18 protein-coding genes and 1 pseudogene are annotated in these 20808 nt (G+C 42.6%); 11 read left to right on the top strand and 8 right to left on the bottom strand.

Annotated features, from left to right (window positions below; genetic code table 11):
• Nucleotides 1-37: 37 nt before the first annotated feature.
• From AC1DQW_RS01790 to AC1DQW_RS01815, 6 genes are all read left to right on the top strand, one after another.
• The gene (locus AC1DQW_RS01790; protein WP_477402572.1) at nucleotides 38-1033 is read left to right on the top strand and encodes an aldo/keto reductase; all 996 of its coding nucleotides are present in this window, start codon (nucleotides 38-40) and stop codon (nucleotides 1031-1033) included.
• Nucleotides 1034-1173: 140 nt separating this feature from the next.
• Nucleotides 1174-2439 carry a PQQ-dependent sugar dehydrogenase gene (locus tag AC1DQW_RS01795; RefSeq protein ID WP_477452555.1) on the top strand — a complete coding sequence of 422 codons (1266 nt, stop codon included), beginning with the start codon at nucleotides 1174-1176 and terminating at the stop codon, nucleotides 2437-2439.
• A 3-nt stretch (nucleotides 2440-2442) separates the two neighbouring features.
• Nucleotides 2443-2883 carry a c-type cytochrome gene (locus AC1DQW_RS01800; protein ID WP_477452556.1) on the top strand — a complete coding sequence of 147 codons (441 nt, stop codon included), beginning with the start codon at nucleotides 2443-2445 and terminating at the stop codon, nucleotides 2881-2883.
• A 131-nt stretch (nucleotides 2884-3014) separates the two neighbouring features.
• The gene (locus AC1DQW_RS01805; protein ID WP_477452557.1) at nucleotides 3015-4058 is read left to right on the top strand and encodes a DUF4097 family beta strand repeat-containing protein; all 1044 of its coding nucleotides are present in this window, start codon (nucleotides 3015-3017) and stop codon (nucleotides 4056-4058) included.
• Nucleotides 4059-4287: 229 nt separating this feature from the next.
• Nucleotides 4288-4521, top strand: coding sequence for a hypothetical protein (locus AC1DQW_RS01810; RefSeq protein WP_477417422.1), 234 nt, complete (start codon nucleotides 4288-4290; stop codon nucleotides 4519-4521).
• Between the two features lie 44 nt (nucleotides 4522-4565).
• Complete coding sequence (locus tag AC1DQW_RS01815) at nucleotides 4566-5261, top strand: Crp/Fnr family transcriptional regulator (RefSeq protein ID WP_477452558.1); 696 nt, start codon at nucleotides 4566-4568, stop codon at nucleotides 5259-5261.
• A gap of 8 nt (nucleotides 5262-5269) precedes the next feature.
• Here AC1DQW_RS01815 and AC1DQW_RS01820 read toward each other — a convergent pair whose 3' ends face one another.
• Nucleotides 5270-5851: an HPP family protein gene (locus tag AC1DQW_RS01820; RefSeq protein ID WP_477452559.1), complete on the bottom strand. Its 582-nt coding sequence runs from the start codon at nucleotides 5849-5851 to the stop codon at nucleotides 5270-5272.
• Between the two features lie 102 nt (nucleotides 5852-5953).
• Entirely contained in the window at nucleotides 5954-7864 is a 1911-nt protein-coding gene (locus tag AC1DQW_RS01825) for a 7TM diverse intracellular signaling domain-containing protein (protein ID WP_477452560.1), read from the bottom strand.
• Between the two features lie 466 nt (nucleotides 7865-8330).
• On the opposite strand from AC1DQW_RS01825, the gene modA reads away from it, so the two are divergent.
• From modA to AC1DQW_RS01840, 3 genes are read left to right on the top strand one after another with little or no spacing between them, the layout of a single operon-like run.
• Nucleotides 8331-9107 carry a molybdate ABC transporter substrate-binding protein gene (gene modA / locus AC1DQW_RS01830; RefSeq protein WP_477452561.1) on the top strand — a complete coding sequence of 259 codons (777 nt, stop codon included), beginning with the start codon at nucleotides 8331-8333 and terminating at the stop codon, nucleotides 9105-9107.
• A 15-nt stretch (nucleotides 9108-9122) separates the two neighbouring features.
• Nucleotides 9123-9794, top strand: a complete 672-nt coding sequence (modB, locus tag AC1DQW_RS01835) for a molybdate ABC transporter permease subunit (protein ID WP_477452562.1) — start codon at nucleotides 9123-9125, stop codon at nucleotides 9792-9794.
• Nucleotides 9791-10408: an ATP-binding cassette domain-containing protein gene (locus AC1DQW_RS01840; RefSeq protein WP_477452563.1), complete on the top strand. Its 618-nt coding sequence runs from the start codon at nucleotides 9791-9793 to the stop codon at nucleotides 10406-10408. The genes modB and AC1DQW_RS01840 overlap by 4 nt, the downstream gene beginning before the upstream one ends.
• 3 nt (nucleotides 10409-10411) lie before the next feature.
• Here the strand turns inward: AC1DQW_RS01840 and pnuC are convergent, their stop codons facing one another.
• Both pnuC and AC1DQW_RS01850 read right to left on the bottom strand, forming a co-directional pair.
• Nucleotides 10412-11035, bottom strand: coding sequence for a nicotinamide riboside transporter PnuC (gene pnuC, locus AC1DQW_RS01845; protein WP_477452564.1), 624 nt, complete (start codon nucleotides 11033-11035; stop codon nucleotides 10412-10414).
• Between the two features lie 104 nt (nucleotides 11036-11139).
• Nucleotides 11140-12081, bottom strand: coding sequence for an NADP-dependent oxidoreductase (locus AC1DQW_RS01850; protein WP_477452565.1), 942 nt, complete (start codon nucleotides 12079-12081; stop codon nucleotides 11140-11142).
• A gap of 87 nt (nucleotides 12082-12168) precedes the next feature.
• Here AC1DQW_RS01850 and AC1DQW_RS01855 point away from each other — a divergent pair, with 87 nt between their 5' ends.
• Together AC1DQW_RS01855 and AC1DQW_RS01860 are read left to right on the top strand one after the other, a co-directional pair.
• Nucleotides 12169-13020, top strand: coding sequence for an AraC family transcriptional regulator (locus AC1DQW_RS01855; RefSeq protein ID WP_477452566.1), 852 nt, complete (start codon nucleotides 12169-12171; stop codon nucleotides 13018-13020).
• A gap of 63 nt (nucleotides 13021-13083) precedes the next feature.
• The gene (locus AC1DQW_RS01860; protein ID WP_477452567.1) at nucleotides 13084-15516 is read left to right on the top strand and encodes a TonB-dependent receptor; all 2433 of its coding nucleotides are present in this window, start codon (nucleotides 13084-13086) and stop codon (nucleotides 15514-15516) included.
• Between the two features lie 85 nt (nucleotides 15517-15601).
• Here the strand turns inward: AC1DQW_RS01860 and AC1DQW_RS01865 are convergent, their stop codons facing one another.
• From AC1DQW_RS01865 to AC1DQW_RS01880, 4 genes and pseudogenes are all read right to left on the bottom strand, one after another.
• Nucleotides 15602-18463 (bottom strand): M16 family metallopeptidase, encoded by a 2862-nt coding sequence (locus tag AC1DQW_RS01865; RefSeq protein WP_477452568.1) that lies wholly within the window; start codon nucleotides 18461-18463, stop codon nucleotides 15602-15604.
• Nucleotides 18464-18542: 79 nt separating this feature from the next.
• Nucleotides 18543-19019 (bottom strand): DUF2059 domain-containing protein, encoded by a 477-nt coding sequence (locus AC1DQW_RS01870; protein WP_477452569.1) that lies wholly within the window; start codon nucleotides 19017-19019, stop codon nucleotides 18543-18545.
• Nucleotides 19020-19022: 3 nt separating this feature from the next.
• Entirely contained in the window at nucleotides 19023-20138 is a 1116-nt protein-coding gene (locus tag AC1DQW_RS01875; protein WP_477452570.1) for an acyltransferase family protein, read from the bottom strand.
• 313 nt (nucleotides 20139-20451) lie between these two features.
• Nucleotides 20452-20808 (bottom strand): annotated as a pseudogene (locus AC1DQW_RS01880) (glucosamine-6-phosphate deaminase); the annotation flags it as partial.

Below are 20808 nucleotides of genomic sequence, written 5' to 3' on the forward strand. Positions count from 1 at the left end.
ACACAAAATGAAAAATAAATTTAAATAAAGAACAATTATGAAATACCGCAAGTTAGCAAACACAGACCTATGGCTTTCTGAAGTAACTTTTGGTGCATGGGCTGCCGGTGGATGGATGTGGGGAGGTACCGAGCGTAAGGAAGCTATTGATGCAATCAGGGCATCGTATTCACTTGGTGTTACCTCTATTGATACAGCACCCATTTATGGGCAGGGCGCAAGCGAAGATATTGTTGGGGAAGCAATCAAAGGCTTACCTCGTGAAAGTTTCCAGCTGTTAACAAAATATGGCATGCGCTGGGATCTTAAAAAGGGAGATTTTGCCTTCCATAGTAAAAAGAATAACGGAGATGATATCGACATTTACAAGTATGCCGGGAAGGAAAGCATTATTAAAGAATGTGAAGAAAGCTTAAAAAGATTAGGTACTGATTATATAGACCTGTACCAGATTCATTGGCCTGATACAACTACCCCAATTTCTGAAAGTATGGAAGCCGTTGAGAGGTTAATTGAACAGGGAAAAGTGCGTTATGCCGGGGTTTGCAATTACAACGCCGCCCAAATGGCCGAAGCCGAAAAGTATATCAACCTTGCATCAAACCAGGTGCCGTATAGCATGGTTAAACGTGCCATTGAAGATGAATTGGTGCCTTACTGCCTGCGCAATCAAAAATCTATTTTAGCTTATAGCCCATTGGAGCGCGGGCTTTTGACCGGTAAAATAAAACCAGGATACCAGTTTGCCAGCGGAGATCACAGAAAAGAAGTATCTTTTTTTAAAGATGAAAATATACAGAGAACGGATGATTTCCTGAACCTGATAAAGCCAATTGCTGCAGAAAAGCAAATTAAACTAAGTCAGCTGGTTATTTTATGGACCTTGCAACAGCCCGGGATTACAATTGCCCTGGTAGGAGCCAGGAATAGCGAACAGGCTATTGAAAACGCCCGTGCATTGGACACCGAACTGACTGAAGATGAATTGGCAATAATTTCAGGATACCTTAATCAACTGGAGCTGGTATCTTAACTTAAGATAGAGCCGCATTTTTTGCCAATTAAGTTTAATAAAGCTTATATTGGTTTATTACGCTAACTGATTTATTAGTTAATGCAGGCTTTTTACTGATGCAGCTAAAAGTTAATTTTACCTTGAAAATTCAATCTATCATGAATAAAAAAATAATTATTGCCATTTGCCTTTGCGTTATTGCCGCCGGTGTACTGCAGGCATTCAAAGTTGAAAAAAAAGGCTCTGTAAAACATAAAAACGAGGCAGTGAATGCCGGTTTAAAACTGCCAGCCAACTTTAGTGCCAGCATAATTGCTGATAATTTAGGTAGTGCCAGGCACCTTGTTGTTACCCCACAGGGAGATATTTATGTGCATCTTGGAGGGCTTAAAAACGGAAAAGGTATTGTTGTATTGCATGATAATGGCGATAAGGCCGACATAAAAACAAGCTTTGGCTCTTTTAGCGGCACAGGCATCCGTATTAAAAGCGGATACTTGTACGCATCTTCTGACCGCGATGTTTACCGTTATAAATTAAACGGCAACAACGAAGTTATCGATCCGGAACACCCGGAAAAAATAGTTGGTAACCTGGTTACTAAAAGGGGACACCGACCTAAGGCAATTGCATTGGATGATAACGGGAATCTATATGTAAACATAGGCGCCTATTCAAATATTTGCAGCGAGCTTGATCCGGAGAAAAAAGGATGCCCGATTTTAGATTCGGCCGGCGGCATCTGGAGGTTTAAAGCCGACCGGTTAAACCAAAAGCAAAGTGATGGTGTACGTTATGCAACTGGCTTACGCAATGTTGTAGGGTTGGATTGGAACCAGCAGAACAACCAGCTTTTTGTAATGCAGCATGGCCGTGATGCTTTGCATGACCTTTTTCCTAAACTTTATACGGTTCATCAATCGGCTATTTTACCGGCCGAGTGTATGTATGCCCTGAAAGAAGGCGACGACGCGGGGTGGCCGTACATGTATTACGATGACGTAAAGCATAAAAAAATACAAGGACCTGAATATGGGGGCGACGGCGAAAAGGAAGCAGATGCTAAATACATAGATCCTGTAGCGGCTTACCCCGGTCATCTTGCACCTAATGGTTTGCTGTTTTACACCGGCAACCAGTTTCCCGAAAAATATAAAAATGGCGCTTTCATAGCATTCCACGGATCATGGAACAGGGCACCTGAGCCCCAGGCCGGCTATTTTGTGGTTTTTCAGCCATTTAAAAATGGGAAGCCCGACGGACAATGGGAAGTATTTGCTGATGGGTTTGCGGGCACTAAGGAACAGGAAGCTGCCGGCAGAGCCGAACACCGCCCATGCGGCCTGGCACAAGGCCCCGACGGATCATTATATGTAAGCGATGATTCAAAAGGAACGATTTATAAAATCACTTATAAAAAATAAATAATGAAGATTAAAATAGTTGGCTTATTACTGGCGTTATTCACCCTGTCCTCAACTCTTTTGCATGCACAGGTAAAAAAGCCACAGCGCCGTTCAACGTCTGCAACTTCTGTTTTGCGTGGGAAAATTGTATACACAAGTATTTGCCTGCCCTGCCATATGGCCGATGGTGGAGGGGTACAAAACATGAATCCGCCTTTAACTAAAACAACCTATGTGCTGGGGGATAAAGCTGCATTGATAAAGATTGTATTAAATGGGTTTAACGAAGATGTAGAGATAAACGGAAACACCTATTCAAATACGATGGCATCTCATGCTGATTTAAAAGATCAGCAAATTGCTGATGTGCTCACTTACGTAAGGAGCAGTTTTGGTAATAAGGCAAGCGCTGTAAAAGTTGGCGAAGTAACAAAAGTAAGAGCGGCACTTAAAAGCCATTAGGAGCAAGGTGGCGCCCGTTTTTGAGCTAAAAAAACTTTTTGATCGCCAATAGCGCAAATAAAATAAAACTTACCCTGTCTGCAACGAATTGGTTTGTATAGCTGTCTTCTATATAAACCAATTTAAAGCATATGAAAAAGTATTTATTATTGTTTTTCCTTGCCGGCCAAACGGTGGCTGCTTTAGCACAGGATAATGAAAACAGAACACCATATCTTACAAAATCATTGGCAAACGATGCTATCAATAGCGTAATTGTAAACACATCGGCAGGTGGTATTATAGTGAGCGGCCGAAGCGGCGAGACACCCAGGGTTGAAGTTTACATCAGGGGGAATAACGGTCGCGAGCTTTCAAAAGAAGAGATCAAAAAACGGCTGGATGAGGATTACGACCTGAGTGTTGCTGTTACCGGGCATGAGGTTCGCGCTATCGCAAAAAACAAGCACGAAAATTTTAACTGGAAAAAGTCGATCAGTATTTCGTTTAAAATATATGTACCAACACAAACAGCTACCGACCTTAAAACCAGCGGCGGGGGCATAATTCTTGATAATTTAAAAGGGAACGAAACCTTTACTACCAGCGGCGGGGGATTACAGGTTGACAAGCTTTACGGAACTATCCGCGGCACCACATCAGGTGGCGGCATAATTGTATCCAATTCGGGCGATAATATTAACCTTCAAACCAGCGGTGGCGGCATTATTGCAAAAAACTGCACCGGTAAAATAAGACTTGAAACCAGTGGCGGCGGATTACGCCTCGAAAATTTAAAGGGAACCATCAACGCACACACCAGCGGTGGCGGGGTTGATGGTACTAATATTGAAGGCGAATTGATCACCGGTACATCCGGCGGAGGAATTGATCTTAAACAAATGAATTGCAGCTTAAGCGCCTCTATCAGCGCCGGGAGCCTGCATGCGCAAATTAATAAGGTAGGTAAATACCTGAAACTGGACGTAAGCTCTGGCAATATCGACCTGGAACTACCATCAAAACAAGGACTTGATCTTGATATCAGGGGTGATGCAATCGGCCAGCATCAATCCCGGATAAGTAACTTTAGCGGCCAGTGGGAAAAAGACCACATAAAGGGAAGTGTAAATGGGGGTGGTATACCCGTAAGTGCAGATGCCTCCAGCGGGAATATTAGTTTAAGATTCAATTAAACAAGCAAATTCAAATCAACATAGCCAAAGCCTCAGATCGACAGATACGGGGCTTTTTGTTTTTTAATGTATTAATAGAAATGAGGTTCTTTTAAATAAAACTGTTTCATTGCAGGAGTAATAAATATCCTGCTTTTTTTAATAAATAATCCTATTTTATGTTGTATGTGTAATATTTTATTGTAATTTTTGTTTCTTAATCACTAAAAAATATTACAGGAGCAATGCCATGAAAAAATTTAGCTACGTTTTAATGCTGATAGGGATTACTATCATTATTATCGGTTTTTTAACCTTTACCAATTTAACAACAGTTAACGCAGTTGATTCACATAACTGGACAGTCAACATTAATGGTTTAAAATCTTTCCCCTGGCCTGTGTTTGCCGGATCGGTAATTGTGATCCTGGGAATTATTTTTAATATGGCTACATGGGAACAACCAAAAGGGCGTTACTTTTGATAATTTAGCGCCAGAAACCAAACGGCGAAAACAAGCATACATAAATGGCGAAAAGCAAAAACATCTGTGATTTAAAAAGCTGCTTTTTATGCATGCATTGCTTAAAGGATTGGATCCCGGTTATTGAAACTCATCGCCAAAACCATATTGTAAAAAAGGGAGAGGCAATTTTTAAAGAAGGCGACCCGGTAACCGGCATTTACTTTGTTTATGAGGGTAAAATAAAGGTTCATAAAAAGTGGGATGCAGAAAAAGAGTTGATAGTACGCTTCGCGCAAAAAGGCGATATAGTGGGTCATCTGGGTATGGGGGATACCGGATTTTACCCTGTATCTGCCACAGCTATTGAAACCGGCGTGATCTGCTATATCAGTATGGATTTTCTTGAATCAACGTTAAACGTTAACAATAACTTTGTGATAAAGCTGATGCGTTTTTTTGCCAACGAGTTGCAGGAGTCGGAGAAGAGAATGCGCAACCTGGCGCATATGCCGGTAAAAGGACGGGTTGCGCAAGCCCTTATATCTTTACAAAACAAGTTTGGTGTAAACACAGATGGTTTTATCGATATCGATTTGAGCCGGCAGGATCTGGCTGCTTTTACCGGGGCTGCTTACGAATCACTATTCCGTACTATCAACGACCTGGTTGATGAAAATATCATAACAATAGCAGGGAAAAGTATCCTGATTAAAAACGAAGATCTGCTGTTGAAACTAACAGAAGAGACTGGGGGCTAAATTGCCGCTTATCGCTGGTATCTGCGCCATAATATATACCATTTTTTATTGTTGGGGTATTTGCGGTGACTGGTCATGTTGTTAACCAGGATGGCTACAAGCAATAATATGGTTGCTCCGGATAGTACCGGGTTTAATACATACAAAAATCCTAACGCCTGTATTTTGGCCGAGCCAATATTGGCTATCAATGCAGTAGCTCCGCCCGGTGGGTGCAGCGTTTTTGTTATCTGCATTAATACAATAGACAGGGAAACAGCCAGTGCCGAAGAAAGCCATATTTCATGAGGGATTATTTTGTGCATAGCGACACCGACAATAGCGCATATAACATGCCCTCCAATTAAATTTCTTGGCTGAGCCAGCGGGCTATTGATGATGCCGTAAATTAATACCGATGAAGCACCAAAGGAACCAATAAGGAATAAATTATCAGTAGTGCTAAAATAACGGCTGCTAAAAAAACCGATAATGCCTATTCCTAAAAACGAACCGATAAAGGTCCATAGATGCTCTTTATAATCAACAAGCGTTTCTTTGTAAACAATATAACGTGCAGTTCGCACGTGCCGGTGTATCTTTCGAATCATAATTTATAGATGGAAGCAAAAATAGTTACTTTCAATTATAAATTATTAAACAACAGGCAAAATCGAAGCTCCCCAAAACAGGTACTATTTACCACCCCAAACTCAATCCGCCGAATTATCAATAACCAATTTACTCCAGCCCTTCGATCCCGCGTTCTTGATCTCCTTTTTACGGGCTTCCATTGCCTTTTTAATGCGCGTACTGTACGCCCAGCAGGTGCTTTGGCGGATAGACAGGATCTCGGAGAGTTTATGTGATGATATTTTGCCTTTGGTGGAGTACATCAAAAAGATCATGTAAAAGGCTTTATTGATGGGGATGCGGGTGTTTTGCAAAATGGTATAGGCTATTACCGATTCTTCGTACCCACATTTGGAGCAACGGCGGCTGTAAGGCAAATGTCCGCCGCCATAGTGCGCCCCGGTACATTTGCGGCAGGCGTAAGCGTTCTCCCATTTAAGGTCCGACAGGAATTTAAAGCAGGTTTCCCTGTCGGGATAGATCTTGCTGAATTCCTCAAAATCCACCTCGGCCGACATTACCCTGTCGTGCGTTACCTTTTCAATGTTGTTGTGCAGGGTAACGTTATCTTTTTCAAGCAATACATTCATGCGTGAAATCTCCTCGGCCTGTTGCTGCAGCAGGTCGTTAACAGATCGCAGCTCCTCGTTCTGCTCGGTTATCATGGATGATTTTTCGACTAGCTCTTTGGTGCGTTGCTGCACCTGCTCTTCCAGGCGTTTAGTCAGAATATCTTTTAATTCCTCATTCTGCTTCATTTGTTTAATGATGGCCTGCTGGGCATCATCTTTCTCCTTTTTCAGGATTCTTACCTTATCGCCAATGGCGAAGGAGATAAACAGCATCTCGGTAATGAAGCAAACACTCAGGCTGTAGTAGGCCAATTCGGTAACGGGCAGCACCCACCAGTTTAAAGCAATGCAGCTTTTTATAATGAAGCCTGTAAGCAGGAATGAATATCCAATTACAAAAAAACGCGCGGGCTTGTACCCGGTGGCCCAGGTATAACAACCGGCATAAAAAGCCAGCAGTAAGGGAATAAACTCGATAATTTTATAGTTGAACCAGCTTTTGTTTATGGTAACGCAAGCCAGGAAATACAGGCAGCGTATGACCATTACCAAGCTGGTGGCCTTATATAAGCTGGTGGCGTTTACCTTTAAATTGAGCAGGCTTTGGGTAAACAGCACCGCGAAAATACTGGCGGCAAACAACGCTATGCCATAAGCGTACTGATTCCAACCCGGGTTGTTTGGCCAGATGTATTGGTAGGCAATGCCATCGGCACACATTTCGTAAAGCCCTATGCTGATGTTGTAGGCTATGTAATACAGGTATTGCACCTTGCGCATGGCTATAAACATCATGAAGTTGTACAGCCCGAAAACCAATATCATCCCATAAAAAACACCAAAAAAGAAATATTCGTCCAGCGCGTAACTAATGAACCAGCTCACGGTGCGCAACACCATGATCACGTTTACCGAATGGTGCGACCTGATGCGGATATAATAAACAGCATCCTCATTTTTGGGGTTATTTAAATTAAGACTGAAATTTTTATGGTGATAAAACCTGGCCGCAAACGGGCGACTGCTGCCTAAAAGGGAGGCACTATATTTATTTTGAGCATTGGGCGAATAAACGGTAATGCTATCTATCGTTTGGTCGAAAAACTCCAGCAGCCAGTTGTTTTGGGTATAAGGATTACCTTTTATTTTTATGCGGTACCAATAGGTCGAATTAATATTCCTGGTAACCGGGGTAGGCTCTTTATTTACCTGGAAAAGTCCGTCAAATTCAGCAATGCTGGCCTCATTAAATTTCAGCCGGCCAGTAGTATCTTCAAAGCAATAAACCTGCTTATACTCAAATATGTGCTGCTTAACCTTGTCATTTAATGGTACTGCAGTTTGTGCTGATATATGATTTATAAAGAAAAAAAGTAACAGTAAGACCGGGGTAAAATATCTCGATAAAAGTTTATACATGCGCAGATATCGGGGTAATTATCTTTCGTACCCGCAGTTTGGTTTTGCGGGCACGAAAGCAGGTTAGTTTGGTTAGCGTCAGGCCGGATACAATGATAATATATTTATTTTTATAATCCTATTAAAGGTATATAATACAGTTATTTAATGTGATTTTTAGGCCAATTTTGCACACTTTTTGTTCAACTTTTATACACTTTTTATAAAGTAGGCTAACTTATCAGGCATAAGTAGTAAAGCGCTTGCATTGGGTATAGTGTCCGCCGGTTTACTATCGGTTTTAAAGCCGGATGATTGAATACAAACGCCATTATTTTGCCGTTATTTTGAGTATAAATACCGTCGGGTTCACAGGTCATTATTATAAATTAATTACCACGTAACAAGTATATATTTGTAGTGCTTTAGCATTAAATAATTGTTTTATCTGAAATTGATGCCGGCCTAATAAACAGCTACAAAACCAATGAAACGCAAACAACATATTTACCACCCATTAAAAAGAATAGTCTTTTTAATGGCCCTGTGCATTATAGTGAATTTGCCCGCATATGCCCAAAATGTACGGGTGGCGGTTGCTGCTAACCTGCAGTCGGTTATAGAGGTATTGCAAAAAGATTTTAAGCAAAAAATCGGGATAACTATTGAACCGATCATCGGTTCATCGGGCAAGCTGGTGGCACAGATCAGTAACGGAGCCCCCTTTGATGTATTTTTATCTGCCGATATGAGCTTTCCCGAAACCTTGTTTAAAAGTGGCTTTGCCACAAAAAAGCCGGTTGTTTACGCAAAGGGCAGCCTCATCATCTGTAGTTCGCAAAATATTGGTTTCGAGAACTGGGAGCGTCTTTTACTTACTCACCGCACAAAAAAAATAGCCATTGCTAATCCTGTAGTTGCCCCTTACGGTAAAGCAGCCGAAGAGGTATTAAAACGGAAAGGCGTTTTAGATGATGTAAAATCCAAAATTGTTTATGGCGAAAGCATATCGCAGGTAAATACTTACATTACAACCGGGGTGGCTGATGTTGGCTTTACCACACAATCGCTTATAAAAGATACAGAGCATAAAACCGCTTTGTATTATAAGGTCATCAACCCTAAAGATTACGCGCCAATATTACAGGGGATGGTGATATTAAAACATGGCGCAGGTAACCCTGGCGCCGAAAAGTTTTACCGGTATATACTGAGCCCGGCAGCTAAAAGTATTTTTGCAAGCTATGGTTACCTTGTACAATAACCCCTATTTTTGTTGATGGACCTTTCACCAATATGGCTTACTTTAAAATTAGCCGGCATTACAACAGTTTTGCTGCTGGTTGTTGGCGTGCCGTTTGCCTGGTGGCTTTCGCGGGGAAGATCATTTTTCAAGATTATTGTTGAAGCTGTTATTACCATGCCCCTGGTGCTGCCACCATCGGTATTGGGGTTTTATTTGCTGCTGGCTTTTAGTCCGCGGCACGGCCTGGGTAAATGGTTGCATGATAGCTTTGATGTGCAGTTTGTATTCTCGTTCCAGGGCCTGGTACTGGCATCGGTAATTTACAGCATGCCTTTTATGGTTGGTCCGGTGAAATCGGCTTTACAGCAATTGCCCGCAGCCCTGGCCGAAGCATCATATACCTTGGGGAAAACCCAATGGCAAACATTTAAAAGCGTTTTACTGCCCAATATTAAGCCATCATTGTTAACAGCGGTGGTACTCACTTTTGCCCATACCCTTGGCGAGTTTGGGGTGGTACTGATGATAGGCGGCAACATACCGGGAGTAACCCGCGTGGCGTCGATAGCTGTTTATGATTCTGTTGAGAAAATGGATTACACAGCAGCTAATAATTATTCGCTTATTTTGTTTTCCATTACGTTTGTGCTGGTGATAGTTGTTTTTGTGTTTAATAAATATCAGGCCAAAAGCCCCTTAGGATGATCAGGCTAACTATCGAAAAAAAATTAAAAGCCTACCATGGGCAGCAGGTATTGCAGATTGATAAACAATTTGCTACCGGCAGTATCACCAAAATATATGGGCCATCCGGTTCGGGCAAAACCACGTTCCTGAAAGTTATTGCCGGGTTGACTAACCCGGAAAAAGGTATAATTATTGCCGACGGCATTACCTGGTTTGATGCGGCAGCAAAGGTTAATTTACCCACACAAAAAAGGAATGTAGGCTTTGTTTTTCAGCAATATGCCCTGTTCCCCAATATGACGGTGAGGCAGCACCTGGAATACGCCACCGCCGATGAGCCCTGGATAAAACGATTGTTGTTATTAGGCAAGCTGGACAATTTAGAAACACATAAGCCAGAGTATTTATCGGGAGGCCAACAACAACGCTTAGCCATCCTGAGGGCCCTGGCCACGAGGCCAAAACTGCTTTTAATGGATGAGCCTTTCTCTGCCCTCGACCCTAAAATGAAAACAGAACTGGTAGCCGGATTAAAAATAATTTTGCAGGAACTGGGCTCCACAACGCTCATTGTAAGCCATAACCCCCAGGAACTGGATGACTGGGTTAACGAGGAAATGGTTTTTGAGTAAATACTATACTTTCCCTGCAGGTTTCAAAACCCTATACTCCTTATACCAGTCAATGTAACCCATGATGGCTAAAACCAGGAAAATAGTATACAATATGGCGGTTACATACAGGCTTTTGTAAATGTACAGCGGCACATAACAAATATCAACAAATATCCAAAGCGCCCAGTTTTGCAATATCTTCCTGGTCATTAGCAACTGTGCCATAAAGCTTACCGCTGTGCAAAACCCATCAATATAAGGCACTTTTGAAGATGTATAATTTTGCAGAAATAAGCCTAACAGCCCCGATAAGATCAGGGTGGCCAGTATAATGCATACATACTCTTTGGTATTAAGGCTGATAACCGGCTTTTCCTTTCGCTCGTTTTTGCGGAGCCAGTAGTACCAGCCGTATATGCCTGTCCCCAGGAAATAGATCTGCAGGCCCGCGTCGCCAAATAATGCGCTTTCATAAAAAACTACCATATAGGCAGTTACACTTATGATGCCCATTAGCCAGTTCCAGATGTTTTGTTTGGCAGCCAGGTAAACGCAGGCAACACCTGTTAGTGCACCCAACCACTCCAGGTAACCGGTTTGTTTAATTTCCTGGATAATGTGGCGGCCTATTGAGATGGGATCCATTTACATCAAATATATAAAAGGAAAAACTTATTTGTCTCCGTTCTGCATTGCCTGCTTATTTTATTGCGTTTGCCACCTAACCATCAATTGTCCGGTTTGCGGGCTTACAATGTCAGCGTAACCTTCCCTACAGTCCTTCCGCTTTCCAGGTGCAAATGTGCCTCGGCCATTTGATCAAAAGGGAAGGTTTTTGATACGTGTGATCTGATAAAGCCTTTTTCTAATAAGCCGGCAATAATCTGCATGTCTTTATCACGCGGTTGTACCCTCATTTTATGGCCATTAACACCAAACGCCCGGGCTTTTTCAGTTACATCATCGTTTAAGCCGGATGGGATACTGATTATGGTACCGCCTTTTTCGATTATAGTTAATGAGCGGTCAATATATTCGCCTCCGATGGCATCTAATACAAAATCGATGTTCTTTACCGCGTTTTCAAATGGCTGCGTCTTGTAATCGATATGCTCATCGGCCCCTAAGGATAAAACAAAATCTCTGTTGGCAAGGGACGAAGTACCTATGACGTATGCGCCAAGGTGTTTAGCCATCTGCACGGCATAATGGCCTACCCCGCCTGCCGCCGCGTGGATTAATACCCTGCTGCCGGCTTTTATACTGCCGTGTGTTGTTAAAGCCTGCCAGGCGGTGAGTGCGGCAAGGGTGGCAGCTGCAGCTTCGTCATGACTGATATTTGCCGGCTTTAATGCCAGTTCATTAGCTTTCGCTGTTACGTATTCGGCATAGGCTTTGCCTAATTTAGGGAAGGCTAACATGGCAAACACTTCATCCCCGGGTTTAAAATTGGCCACGCCGGCGCCAACTTCGGTAATAACGCCCGAAATGTCCCAGCCTAAAATGGCAGGCATCTCGTCTTTTATTAATCCGGCCACGCCCTTGCCCGAACGGGTTTTTACGTCAACCGGGTTAATGCTGATAGATTTTAACTGAATCAGTACCTCATCAGCCTGAATTGACGGAATGGGTATGTTTGTGGTTTTCAAATTTTCAACGCCACCAAAATCTTTTAAAATTATTGCTTTCATTATCTTTTTTAATTTGATAGGCCAAAGTTATACCGTAAAATGAAATTAAATTGGTATAATATTTCTGTAATTTGGTATTTTCGTACTATGATAAAGGAAAATTTATATGAACCTTTTTCTATTGCCTATAAAACAATAGATGCATGCCCCAAGCTTGCACATCAGCATAGCTTTTTTGAATTGATCTATGTTATCTCTGGTACTGGTAAACAGTGTATCAATAAAAATAGTTTCAGTTATCACGCCGGGCACATGTTCCTGATAACACCAGAGGATTACCATTCACTTGATATTGAAACCACTACCAAACTTTTCTTTTTGCGGTTTAACGATATCTATTTAAAAAACAATGGCATATTAACAGAAAACGTTCAACGGCTGGAGTATATATTGCATAATGCCAATCACCAGCCGGGCTGTATCCTTAAAAATCAGCCGGATAAACGTTTGGTTGGCCCTATGGTGGAGGCCATTATTGGCGAGTACGAGAATAAGGATATTTACAATAAGGAACTGATACAACAATTAGTAAACACACTGATTATAGTTGTTGCCCGTAATATTGCCCGCTACCTTCCCGAACAGGTGAATATGGGTACCGAAGAAAAGGCGATGGATATTTTGCAATACATTCAAAGCAATATCTTTTATCCCGAAAAACTGAAAGCAGGGGTAATCAGCAGTAACTTCAGCATTTCCGAAGCTTATATGGGGCGGTATTTTAAGAAGCATGCCAGCGAAACGCTTCAGCAATACATCACCAACTATAAAACCAAACTAATAGAGCACCGCCTGCAATTTAGCGATAAGCGCCTTAATGAAATTGCCGGCGAGTTTGGCTTTACCGACGAAAGCCATTTTAATAAGTTTTTTCGGAAGCAAAAGGGTAACAGCCCAAAGGAATATCGTAAATCGGTACAGCTGGCCCGCGCATTATAGCGCCTGTGTAACAGTTACATGCAGTAAGCGTCTTAATACAAATTTCTGATTACATTAGCTGATATGATATTAAAAACGTGCTGCCTCCTTGCGTTGTTATTTGTTTGTACGGGCGTTTACAGTCAATCGGCAAATAACGATAATCATGGCTTTACAATTATAGTTTTAAACGAAAGGTCGCAGCCAACAGAGGGGGCCTCTGTAAAATTGCTGGAAGGCGGCAAACCTGTAAAAGCCGCTATGAGCGATATGGGGGGAGCTGCCAGATTCTTAAATATTAAGGCGGGAACGTATACATTTTCGGTTACGTACACCGGCTACAAGCCTCAAAACACCCACGCTTATCATTTTCCGGTTAATGTACATACGGATACTATAAAACTGCAGTTATCAAATACAGCATTACAGGAGGTAAATGTTGTTGCCAATACACCGTTTGTACAACAAAAAGAGGGTAAAGTTATTTTGAATGTTGAATCATCGGTTACAAGCGTTGGCTCTACAGTGCTGGAAGTTTTGGAGAAATCGCCGGGAGTAACTGTCGACAGGAATGGCGGTATTGCATTGAAAGGGAAACCAGGTGTACTGGTGATGGTTGACGATAAACCCACCTACCTTTCAGGCACCGACCTGAACAATTTGCTGAGCAGCATGAACTCGGCACAGGTATCACAGATAGAGCTGATCACTAATCCTACAGCTAAATACGACGCAAGTGGTAATGCGGGTATCATCAACATAAAAACTAAAAAAAATAAGCAAAAGGGTTTTAACGGCTCTTTCACCACATCTGTAGGGCAGGGTGTTTATCCCAAAAACAGTAATAGCCTGGTATTGAACTACCGCACAGGCAAGATCAATACTTTTTTTAATTACAACATGAATTTTGTTGAATACCTTACCAATATTTATGCCTTAAGAAAATATTATAACGCCAATAATATAGTAACAGCAAAGCTGGATCAGCCCTCTTATTTTTCGGGCACGTCTTTTAACAACACCATTAAAACCGGGCTTGACTACTACCTTAGTCCTAAAACTACATTAGGTATTGTGTTGGGCGGCACGCTTGTTAACAGGCATGGCAATAACAGGGCTACCGCTACATGGTTAAATACTGTTGATAGGGTAGATTCGGCCATTGCCACTACCAATAAAAACAATAGCCGGTTTAAAAATGGCTCCATCAATTTAAATGCAAGGCATACCATATCTTCATCACAGGATCTGGAAGTAAATGCCGACCTGCTGCATTACAATATTCAAAGCGGGCAGAATTTTAATAACAGGCTGCTGGCGCCCGGTGAATACGAGGATCTGTCGCGCGGAGATATTCCAACCACTATTAATATAATATCGGGCAAGGTTGATTACTCCCTTAAATCTGAAAAGAGCGGCACCTTCCAGGCAGGCTATAAATCATCCTATAGCAATACTAATAATACGGCATTTTATGGAAATTTTGATGGCGCATACTGGGCCGAGGATTACAGCAAAAGCAACCACTTTTTATATAAGGAAAACATTAATGCCGTATATGCCACTTTTGAAAAAAAATATTCGAAATTGACCGCACAGGCAGGCCTCAGGTATGAGTATACAAGCTATAAGGCCAATCAGCTGGGTAATGCCATTCAAAAAGATTCGGCTTTCTCCCGTAATTATGGCGGCTTTTTCCCAAGCGGTTACCTGAGCTACCAGGCAGATTCATCCAATAGCTTTACCCTTACAGCAGGCCGACGAATCGATAGGCCCATATTTCAAAATCTGAACCCTTTTTACTTTATTATAAATAAATACACCTATCAAACCGGCAACCCATACCTTTTGCCGCAATACAGCTGGAACCTGGAGCTAAGCCATCAGTATAAAAACTTGCTAACTACCAGCGTATCCTATAGTAATATCAAAAATTACTTCTCGCAGCTGTTTCTTAATGATGCAGCCGAAGGGATACTTTTGTATACACAAGGCAATGTGGGCAGCACTTATAATTTGGGCCTGTCGTCAACGCTGTCGGCATCGCCATTTAGCTGGTGGAACTTCACGCTGCAAGTCCTGTATAACCATAAGCAATTAAAAGGGTTTAATGGCAATACATATACCAGCCAGATTAACCAGCTTAACCTTAATATAAATAGCCAGTTTACGATAGCCAAAACTTATATTGCCGAGATCTCTGGCTTTTATACTACCAAAGCCCGTAACGATGTGCAGGAGTTACTGTACCCAACCGGGCAGCTTTCCGTTGGCATATCACGGCCCCTGCTTAAAAAGAAAGCAACCTTAAAATTTAGCGCCAGGGATATTTTTTATACCAATGCCATGGAGGGATTAACCCAGTTTCCTAATGCCACCGAATATTTTAAGCTGACCAGGGATACCCGGGTATTTACACTTGCCTTTACTTACCGGTTTGGGAAATCGTACAAAGCGGCTAAACGATCATCAGACGGTAGTGCCACAGATGAAAAGGACAGGGTAGGGAATGGTTAACCAATCAATATAAATACTTGGCTTCAAACAAAAAACGCCCTGCCAGGATTATCCGGCAGGGCGTTTTTAAGTATCACGCGGGGAATTATTTTTTCTCCGGCATCAGTATTAATTTAATAAGGTTTTTACCGCTAAGGTATTTGTTGGCGCTTTCTTTGGTGCTTTGAACGGTTATCTGTTCAAGATTACCTACATGTTTCAGGATCTCATCGGGGTTTTCACCATTTTGTAACGATGAAGCCAGGTATCCTGCCCAAAAAATATTTTCCTTCATTTGTTCGCGGGTTGTACGGGCTTCCTCAGCAACAAATTTCTGGATATCTGTTGGCTGGGCGCCGTTTAATTTGAGCTTGGCTATCTCATCCAATGTAGATACTATCATTTTGTCCACATTCTCGGGCGCGCATCCAAAATAAACGGTGATGGTATATCTGCCGCTTGGAATTTTATGATAACCAGCCCTTACTCCCGGGGCGTAAACGCCGCTTTCCTGTTCGCGTAAACGCTCAATCAGTTTAATATTCAGCACCTCTTCAAGCGCATCCATCTGGAGGTTATTAGCTTCGTTGTATTCATAATCTCCGCTGAAAACCAATTGAACACTGCTTTTTTCTGCCACCCCTTTATTTACTATCTTGGTGATCTCGCCTGCCGGCGGCTGAATTTTAAGGTTCTTATAAGTTTCATTGCTATTGGTTGATGGCAGGCCTCCTAAATAATGCTCCAGGTAAGGTTTTACTGTTTCTATATCAAAATTACCTACCAATGTAAAAGTAAAGTTGCTGGCATCGGCAAACCTGCTTTTGTAAAAAGCGTATGCCTTATCAAGCGATGCGGTATTTAATCTTTCGGGTTTGGTTACCATTCCCCTAAAATTATAGTTGCTTAAAACGGCCGATATAGTATCCTGGAATACGCTCGGTGGATCAAGCCCCCTATTGGCCAGTACCGATTTAGTTTGGGAGATTGTTGATTGCCAGATATCGTTATCCTTACGTGGCTGCGTAAAATACAGGTAGATGAGTTGCAAGGCGGTTTCAAAATCGGCGGGAGATGAACGGCCCGTTATTCCCTGGGCAAACTCGCTGATGTAAGGGGTAATGCTTACATTTTTACCGGCGAGCTTTTTATCAAGCATACCCTGGTTAAACTGGGCAACACCGCTGCTGCTTATGATGGACGACGCCAAATTGGCCGATGTAAAATCATCATCGCTTGCCAGTGATGAACCACCAAAGGCGTAGCCATTTATCAGGATCTGATCGTTTTTGTACTCGGTTGGTTTCAATACCACCTTAAGGCCGTTACCAAAAGTGAGGGTTGTGGTACCAATAGCCGAATCTGCCACTGCAGAAGCAACTTTGGTGCCTTCGGGTAATTTACTTAATAATGGGTCTGATGATACATTATCAACATAAGCCGTAACGTTTTGGCCCGCGCTGCTTATCCATTGCAGTAAAGTGCTCTCGGATGGTAAAGCGGCTTTATCCTTTTCAGGGCCTTCAACAATTACCACCCTGTTTTGATCGCCAATGAATTTGCCGGCCAGGGCATTCATTTCGGCCAGGGTAATTTTACCAATGTTGTTTACATAAAAATTGTATTCGTAGTCAATACCCGGTATAGCTTCGCCCTCTAAAAAGTGCTGCTGGTACTCGCGTACAAAATTTACCGATCTTGTTTTATCCCTTTCTTTATAGGCATTGCCTATTTGCACAAGAGCGTCCTGCTTGGCGCGCTCCAGTTCGGTAAGTGTAAACCCAAATTTACGGGCTCTCTCAGTTTCGGCAACTACAGCTTTAATTGCGCCTTCCAACTCACCTGGTTTTGCTACCGCGATGGAGGTAAATGCATCCTGTTCGCCTAAAAAGCCACCATAGCTCGACCGGCCAAATAAAAACGGCGGATTTGGTTTTTGCAGCAATTCGCCTAAGCGCGAATTTAGCATTTGATTAAACAGTTGTACCCTAACGCTCTGCATGTAGTCGTTGGTGTTTTTAATGGTTGTGCCCGGATGTTTTACAACAATTTGGGCAAGAGTGTAAGGGAACTCCTTATCTGTAGCTATTTTAACAGCGGTACCTGGTGTGGCAGGTACGGTATATTTTACACGTGGTTTTTCGGCCGTTGGATTTTGCAATCCGGAAAAATTTTGTTTTATCAGCGCCTCTACCTGTTTAGGGTCAAAATCGCCCACGGCAATTACCGCTTGCAGATCGGGGCGATACCAGTCATGGTAAAAGCTTTTGATGGTTTCGGGCTTAAAGTTTTTAAGGATAGCTTCCTTGCCTATTGGCAGGCGTAAAGCATAACGCGAGTTATTAAGCAGTACCGGCAGTACCTGCTGTTGTAAACGTTCCTGTGCGTTTTTTCCGCGTAAGCGTTCTTCTTCTAAAACAACACCACGCTCTTTATCTATCTCGGTAGGGTCAAAGCTCACATAGCCCGCCCAGTTGGCAAGTATTTTGAAGCCATTGTTAAAAATTGCAGCGGTATCGGTTGGTATCGGTAATTGGTAAACCGTTTCGTTAAATGAAGTATAGGCATTTAAATCGGCGCCAAATTTCACACCCGATTTTTGCAGATAATCAACCATCTGGTTTTTAGGAAAATCGCGGGTGCCATTAAAGGCCATATGCTCGGTAAAATGCGCAAGGCCCTGCTGGTCGTCAGTTTCTAAAACCGATCCTACTTTATTTACCAGGTAAAGTTCGGCTTTGTTTTTGGGTTCGACATTTTGCCTGATGTAATAGGTTAATCCGTTTGGCAATTTGCCGATGATAACCTGCTTATCAATAGGTAATGCATCGCCTTTTACAAGCAGTTGTGCTGCAACGGGTTTGCTTTTTGGCGATGGGGCCGGCCTTTTTTTTACTTGTGCAAAGGCGCTTCCTGTGGCTATAAGCAAAGTTAAAGCTGCAACAGAAAGCTGTTTGTTTAAATTCATGATATTAATTAGGGAATATTTTTATGCTAAGATGCTAAACGAAACTATTAGTTACAAATTATTGGTTAACAAGGTGGTTTTATTTTTTTGCCATTTCATCCTTCATCATTTGTTCAAGCTCTGCCTGGTGATCTGTAAATACCTTTTGACCCCACTCGCCACCCTTTTGAAATAGTATAGCTTGCTTTTCGGTCATTTTTATACCTGCAGGTGAGGAAAGGAAATCTGCTATCTGGGTTAGGTCAGCCTCTGAGTACTCCCGGGCATAAATTGGAATGAATGCTTTTTTTACATCCTCAAAGGTTACATACTTGTTGATGAATTTATTCATCGCGTTTTTGAATGCGGTCCTTTTATCGATTGGTAATCGCTGGGCTTGAGTCTCTATAAGCGTGCCGAACATTTTTTGCAGGTTGGTCTCTATTCCCGATGCAACAAGCATCCGTTCTGCTGCTTTGAGGTGCGATGGCGTAAAGGTGGTAGTTTGCGCTTTTACTCCTGTAATACTAAATAATAGTGCCCCGGTTAAGGTGATTAGGGTCAGTTTAAATTTCATATATTATATTTTGATAAATATTTTTCTAATATACAATATCCACATCACCAGCCATAATATAATAACTGTAAATATTGCGCTGGCCAGTGACGCGTTTATGGGAGAGAAGTATGGAGCAAAAAAGGTTTGATAAATTGACAATCCCCCGATTTTTATCATCCCCATATAATGAGGGATAAAGCCGGATAATACGTAAGCGGTAATAGCATTTGTGCCAAAAACCACAAAAGGGTAGGTGAATTTTTTATGCCTCTGCACATCAATTAGCCAGTAGCTAACGGCCAGCGCAACGGTGGCCAGGCCACCGGTATAAAGCACGAACGAGCTTGTCCAAAGTGCTTTGTTGATGGGGAAAAACAGATCCCATATTAAGCCTGTAATAACTGCTATTAAACCGTAAGTAAACATCCAGCTTACTTTTACACTCTCGTCGCGGTCTTTACGTTTTAACCATGAACCTACGCGTATGCCAAACAGGCCGGTAGCCACGGCGGGCAAGGTACCCAGCAAACCTTCGGGATCCCATGTGCGCGATTCGCGCCAGAGGTGATTGGTAGTAAATACCAATCGGTCTACCCAGGCGCCCATATTGGTTTCTGGCTCCAGGTTAGCATAGCCTACTCCCGGTACAGGGATAAAGGTCATGATGATAAAGTAACCGATAAGCGCGCCGGCAAAAATCCAGTCGCGGGTTTTTTGTGATGTTTTTAAATATAGGATGGTGCATATAAAATAAACCAGGGCAATGCGCGGCAATACCCCTGGCAAGCGCAGGTGAGCTAAGCCGCCATCGGGATGAAGGATCAATTGGGTGATCCAGGGAATGGCGATCAGTATAGCAGTACGACGCAGCGCGGTTAATATTAACTTGCCGTGGGGCATAACCGCCTTTTTGCTCTCCATGGCGTAAACCACCGACACCCCAACCATAAAAAGGAAAAAAGGGAACACCAGGTCGGTAGGTGTGCAGCCGTTCCATTTGGAGTGTTCTAACGGTGCATAGATATGGCCCCAATCGCCGGGGTCATTAACTAAGATCATGGCAGCTATTGTGGCGCCGCGAAAGACGTCTAAAGAGAGAAGCCTTACGGGCTTTTCGGTAGTAATGGTTGCACTCATTCGTCTGCAATTGTTATTTTATAAATATAGCGATGAGTTTTTAAACCCATCGCTATGATTCACTAATATTACATTCCCTATTGCCTGTGTCGCTCACGGTAACTTTTCCTGCGGATAAAAGCCCATCGCCTTCTGTTGCGTTTTGTATGTTTATGGCAATTTGTAATTTTCTGATTGTTAGATAGATGTGATTTTTTACTGTTTCACATGTTGCGAACGCAACAGTTTTGGATATATAAAAATGGATACACACAGTAGCCCCAGGAGAAAATTTTTCGAACACTCCAGGTTCAAACTCATTGCTACAGTAAAATTAAAATATATAACGCTTAAACGCTTCCATGGCCTCATACTCAGCCATCCCTAAGCGGTCATAACGTTTCGCGGTGTCGCGGGTGCGGTCCTCGGCCCTTACCCAGAACTCCCTTGCATCATCCCCCGGGAACACCGGGCGATCCTTTTGAGACTGGTGCTTGAAGATGGCGTTCCGCTTGCGGATCACTTCTTCAGGAGATAAAGGCACCGACATTTCAATCTCATAGGTTTCAAACTCGTGCCATGCGCCGCGGTACATCCATAGCCAGCAATCCTTCACCCAGTCCTCGGTAGCTTTCAGGCGGTTCAGGGCAGCCAGGATAATGTTGAAACAAACCAGGTGCGTACCGTTGGG

Source organism: Mucilaginibacter sp. P5_A4 (assembly GCF_056400605.1).

Bases quoted from the DNA above. Each gene is read 5' to 3' on its own strand.
- AC1DQW_RS01790 (WP_477402572.1), top strand. From the start codon at position 38: ATGAAATACCGCAAGTTAGCAAACACAGACCTATGGCTTTCTGAAGTA.
- AC1DQW_RS01795 (WP_477452555.1), top strand. From the start codon at position 1,174: ATGAATAAAAAAATAATTATTGCCATTTGCCTTTGCGTTATTGCCGCC.
- AC1DQW_RS01800 (WP_477452556.1), top strand. From the start codon at position 2,443: ATGAAGATTAAAATAGTTGGCTTATTACTGGCGTTATTCACCCTGTCC.
- AC1DQW_RS01805 (WP_477452557.1), top strand. From the start codon at position 3,015: ATGAAAAAGTATTTATTATTGTTTTTCCTTGCCGGCCAAACGGTGGCT.
- AC1DQW_RS01810 (WP_477417422.1), top strand. From the start codon at position 4,288: ATGAAAAAATTTAGCTACGTTTTAATGCTGATAGGGATTACTATCATT.
- AC1DQW_RS01815 (WP_477452558.1), top strand. From the start codon at position 4,566: ATGGCGAAAAGCAAAAACATCTGTGATTTAAAAAGCTGCTTTTTATGC.
- AC1DQW_RS01820 (WP_477452559.1), bottom strand. From the start codon at position 5,851: ATGATTCGAAAGATACACCGGCACGTGCGAACTGCACGTTATATTGTT.
- AC1DQW_RS01825 (WP_477452560.1), bottom strand. From the start codon at position 7,864: ATGTATAAACTTTTATCGAGATATTTTACCCCGGTCTTACTGTTACTT.
- modA (WP_477452561.1), top strand. From the start codon at position 8,331: ATGAAACGCAAACAACATATTTACCACCCATTAAAAAGAATAGTCTTT.
- modB (WP_477452562.1), top strand. From the start codon at position 9,123: ATGGACCTTTCACCAATATGGCTTACTTTAAAATTAGCCGGCATTACA.
- AC1DQW_RS01840 (WP_477452563.1), top strand. From the start codon at position 9,791: ATGATCAGGCTAACTATCGAAAAAAAATTAAAAGCCTACCATGGGCAG.
- pnuC (WP_477452564.1), bottom strand. From the start codon at position 11,035: ATGGATCCCATCTCAATAGGCCGCCACATTATCCAGGAAATTAAACAA.
- AC1DQW_RS01850 (WP_477452565.1), bottom strand. From the start codon at position 12,081: ATGAAAGCAATAATTTTAAAAGATTTTGGTGGCGTTGAAAATTTGAAA.
- AC1DQW_RS01855 (WP_477452566.1), top strand. From the start codon at position 12,169: ATGATAAAGGAAAATTTATATGAACCTTTTTCTATTGCCTATAAAACA.
- AC1DQW_RS01860 (WP_477452567.1), top strand. From the start codon at position 13,084: ATGATATTAAAAACGTGCTGCCTCCTTGCGTTGTTATTTGTTTGTACG.
- AC1DQW_RS01865 (WP_477452568.1), bottom strand. From the start codon at position 18,463: ATGAATTTAAACAAACAGCTTTCTGTTGCAGCTTTAACTTTGCTTATA.
- AC1DQW_RS01870 (WP_477452569.1), bottom strand. From the start codon at position 19,019: ATGAAATTTAAACTGACCCTAATCACCTTAACCGGGGCACTATTATTT.
- AC1DQW_RS01875 (WP_477452570.1), bottom strand. From the start codon at position 20,138: ATGAGTGCAACCATTACTACCGAAAAGCCCGTAAGGCTTCTCTCTTTA.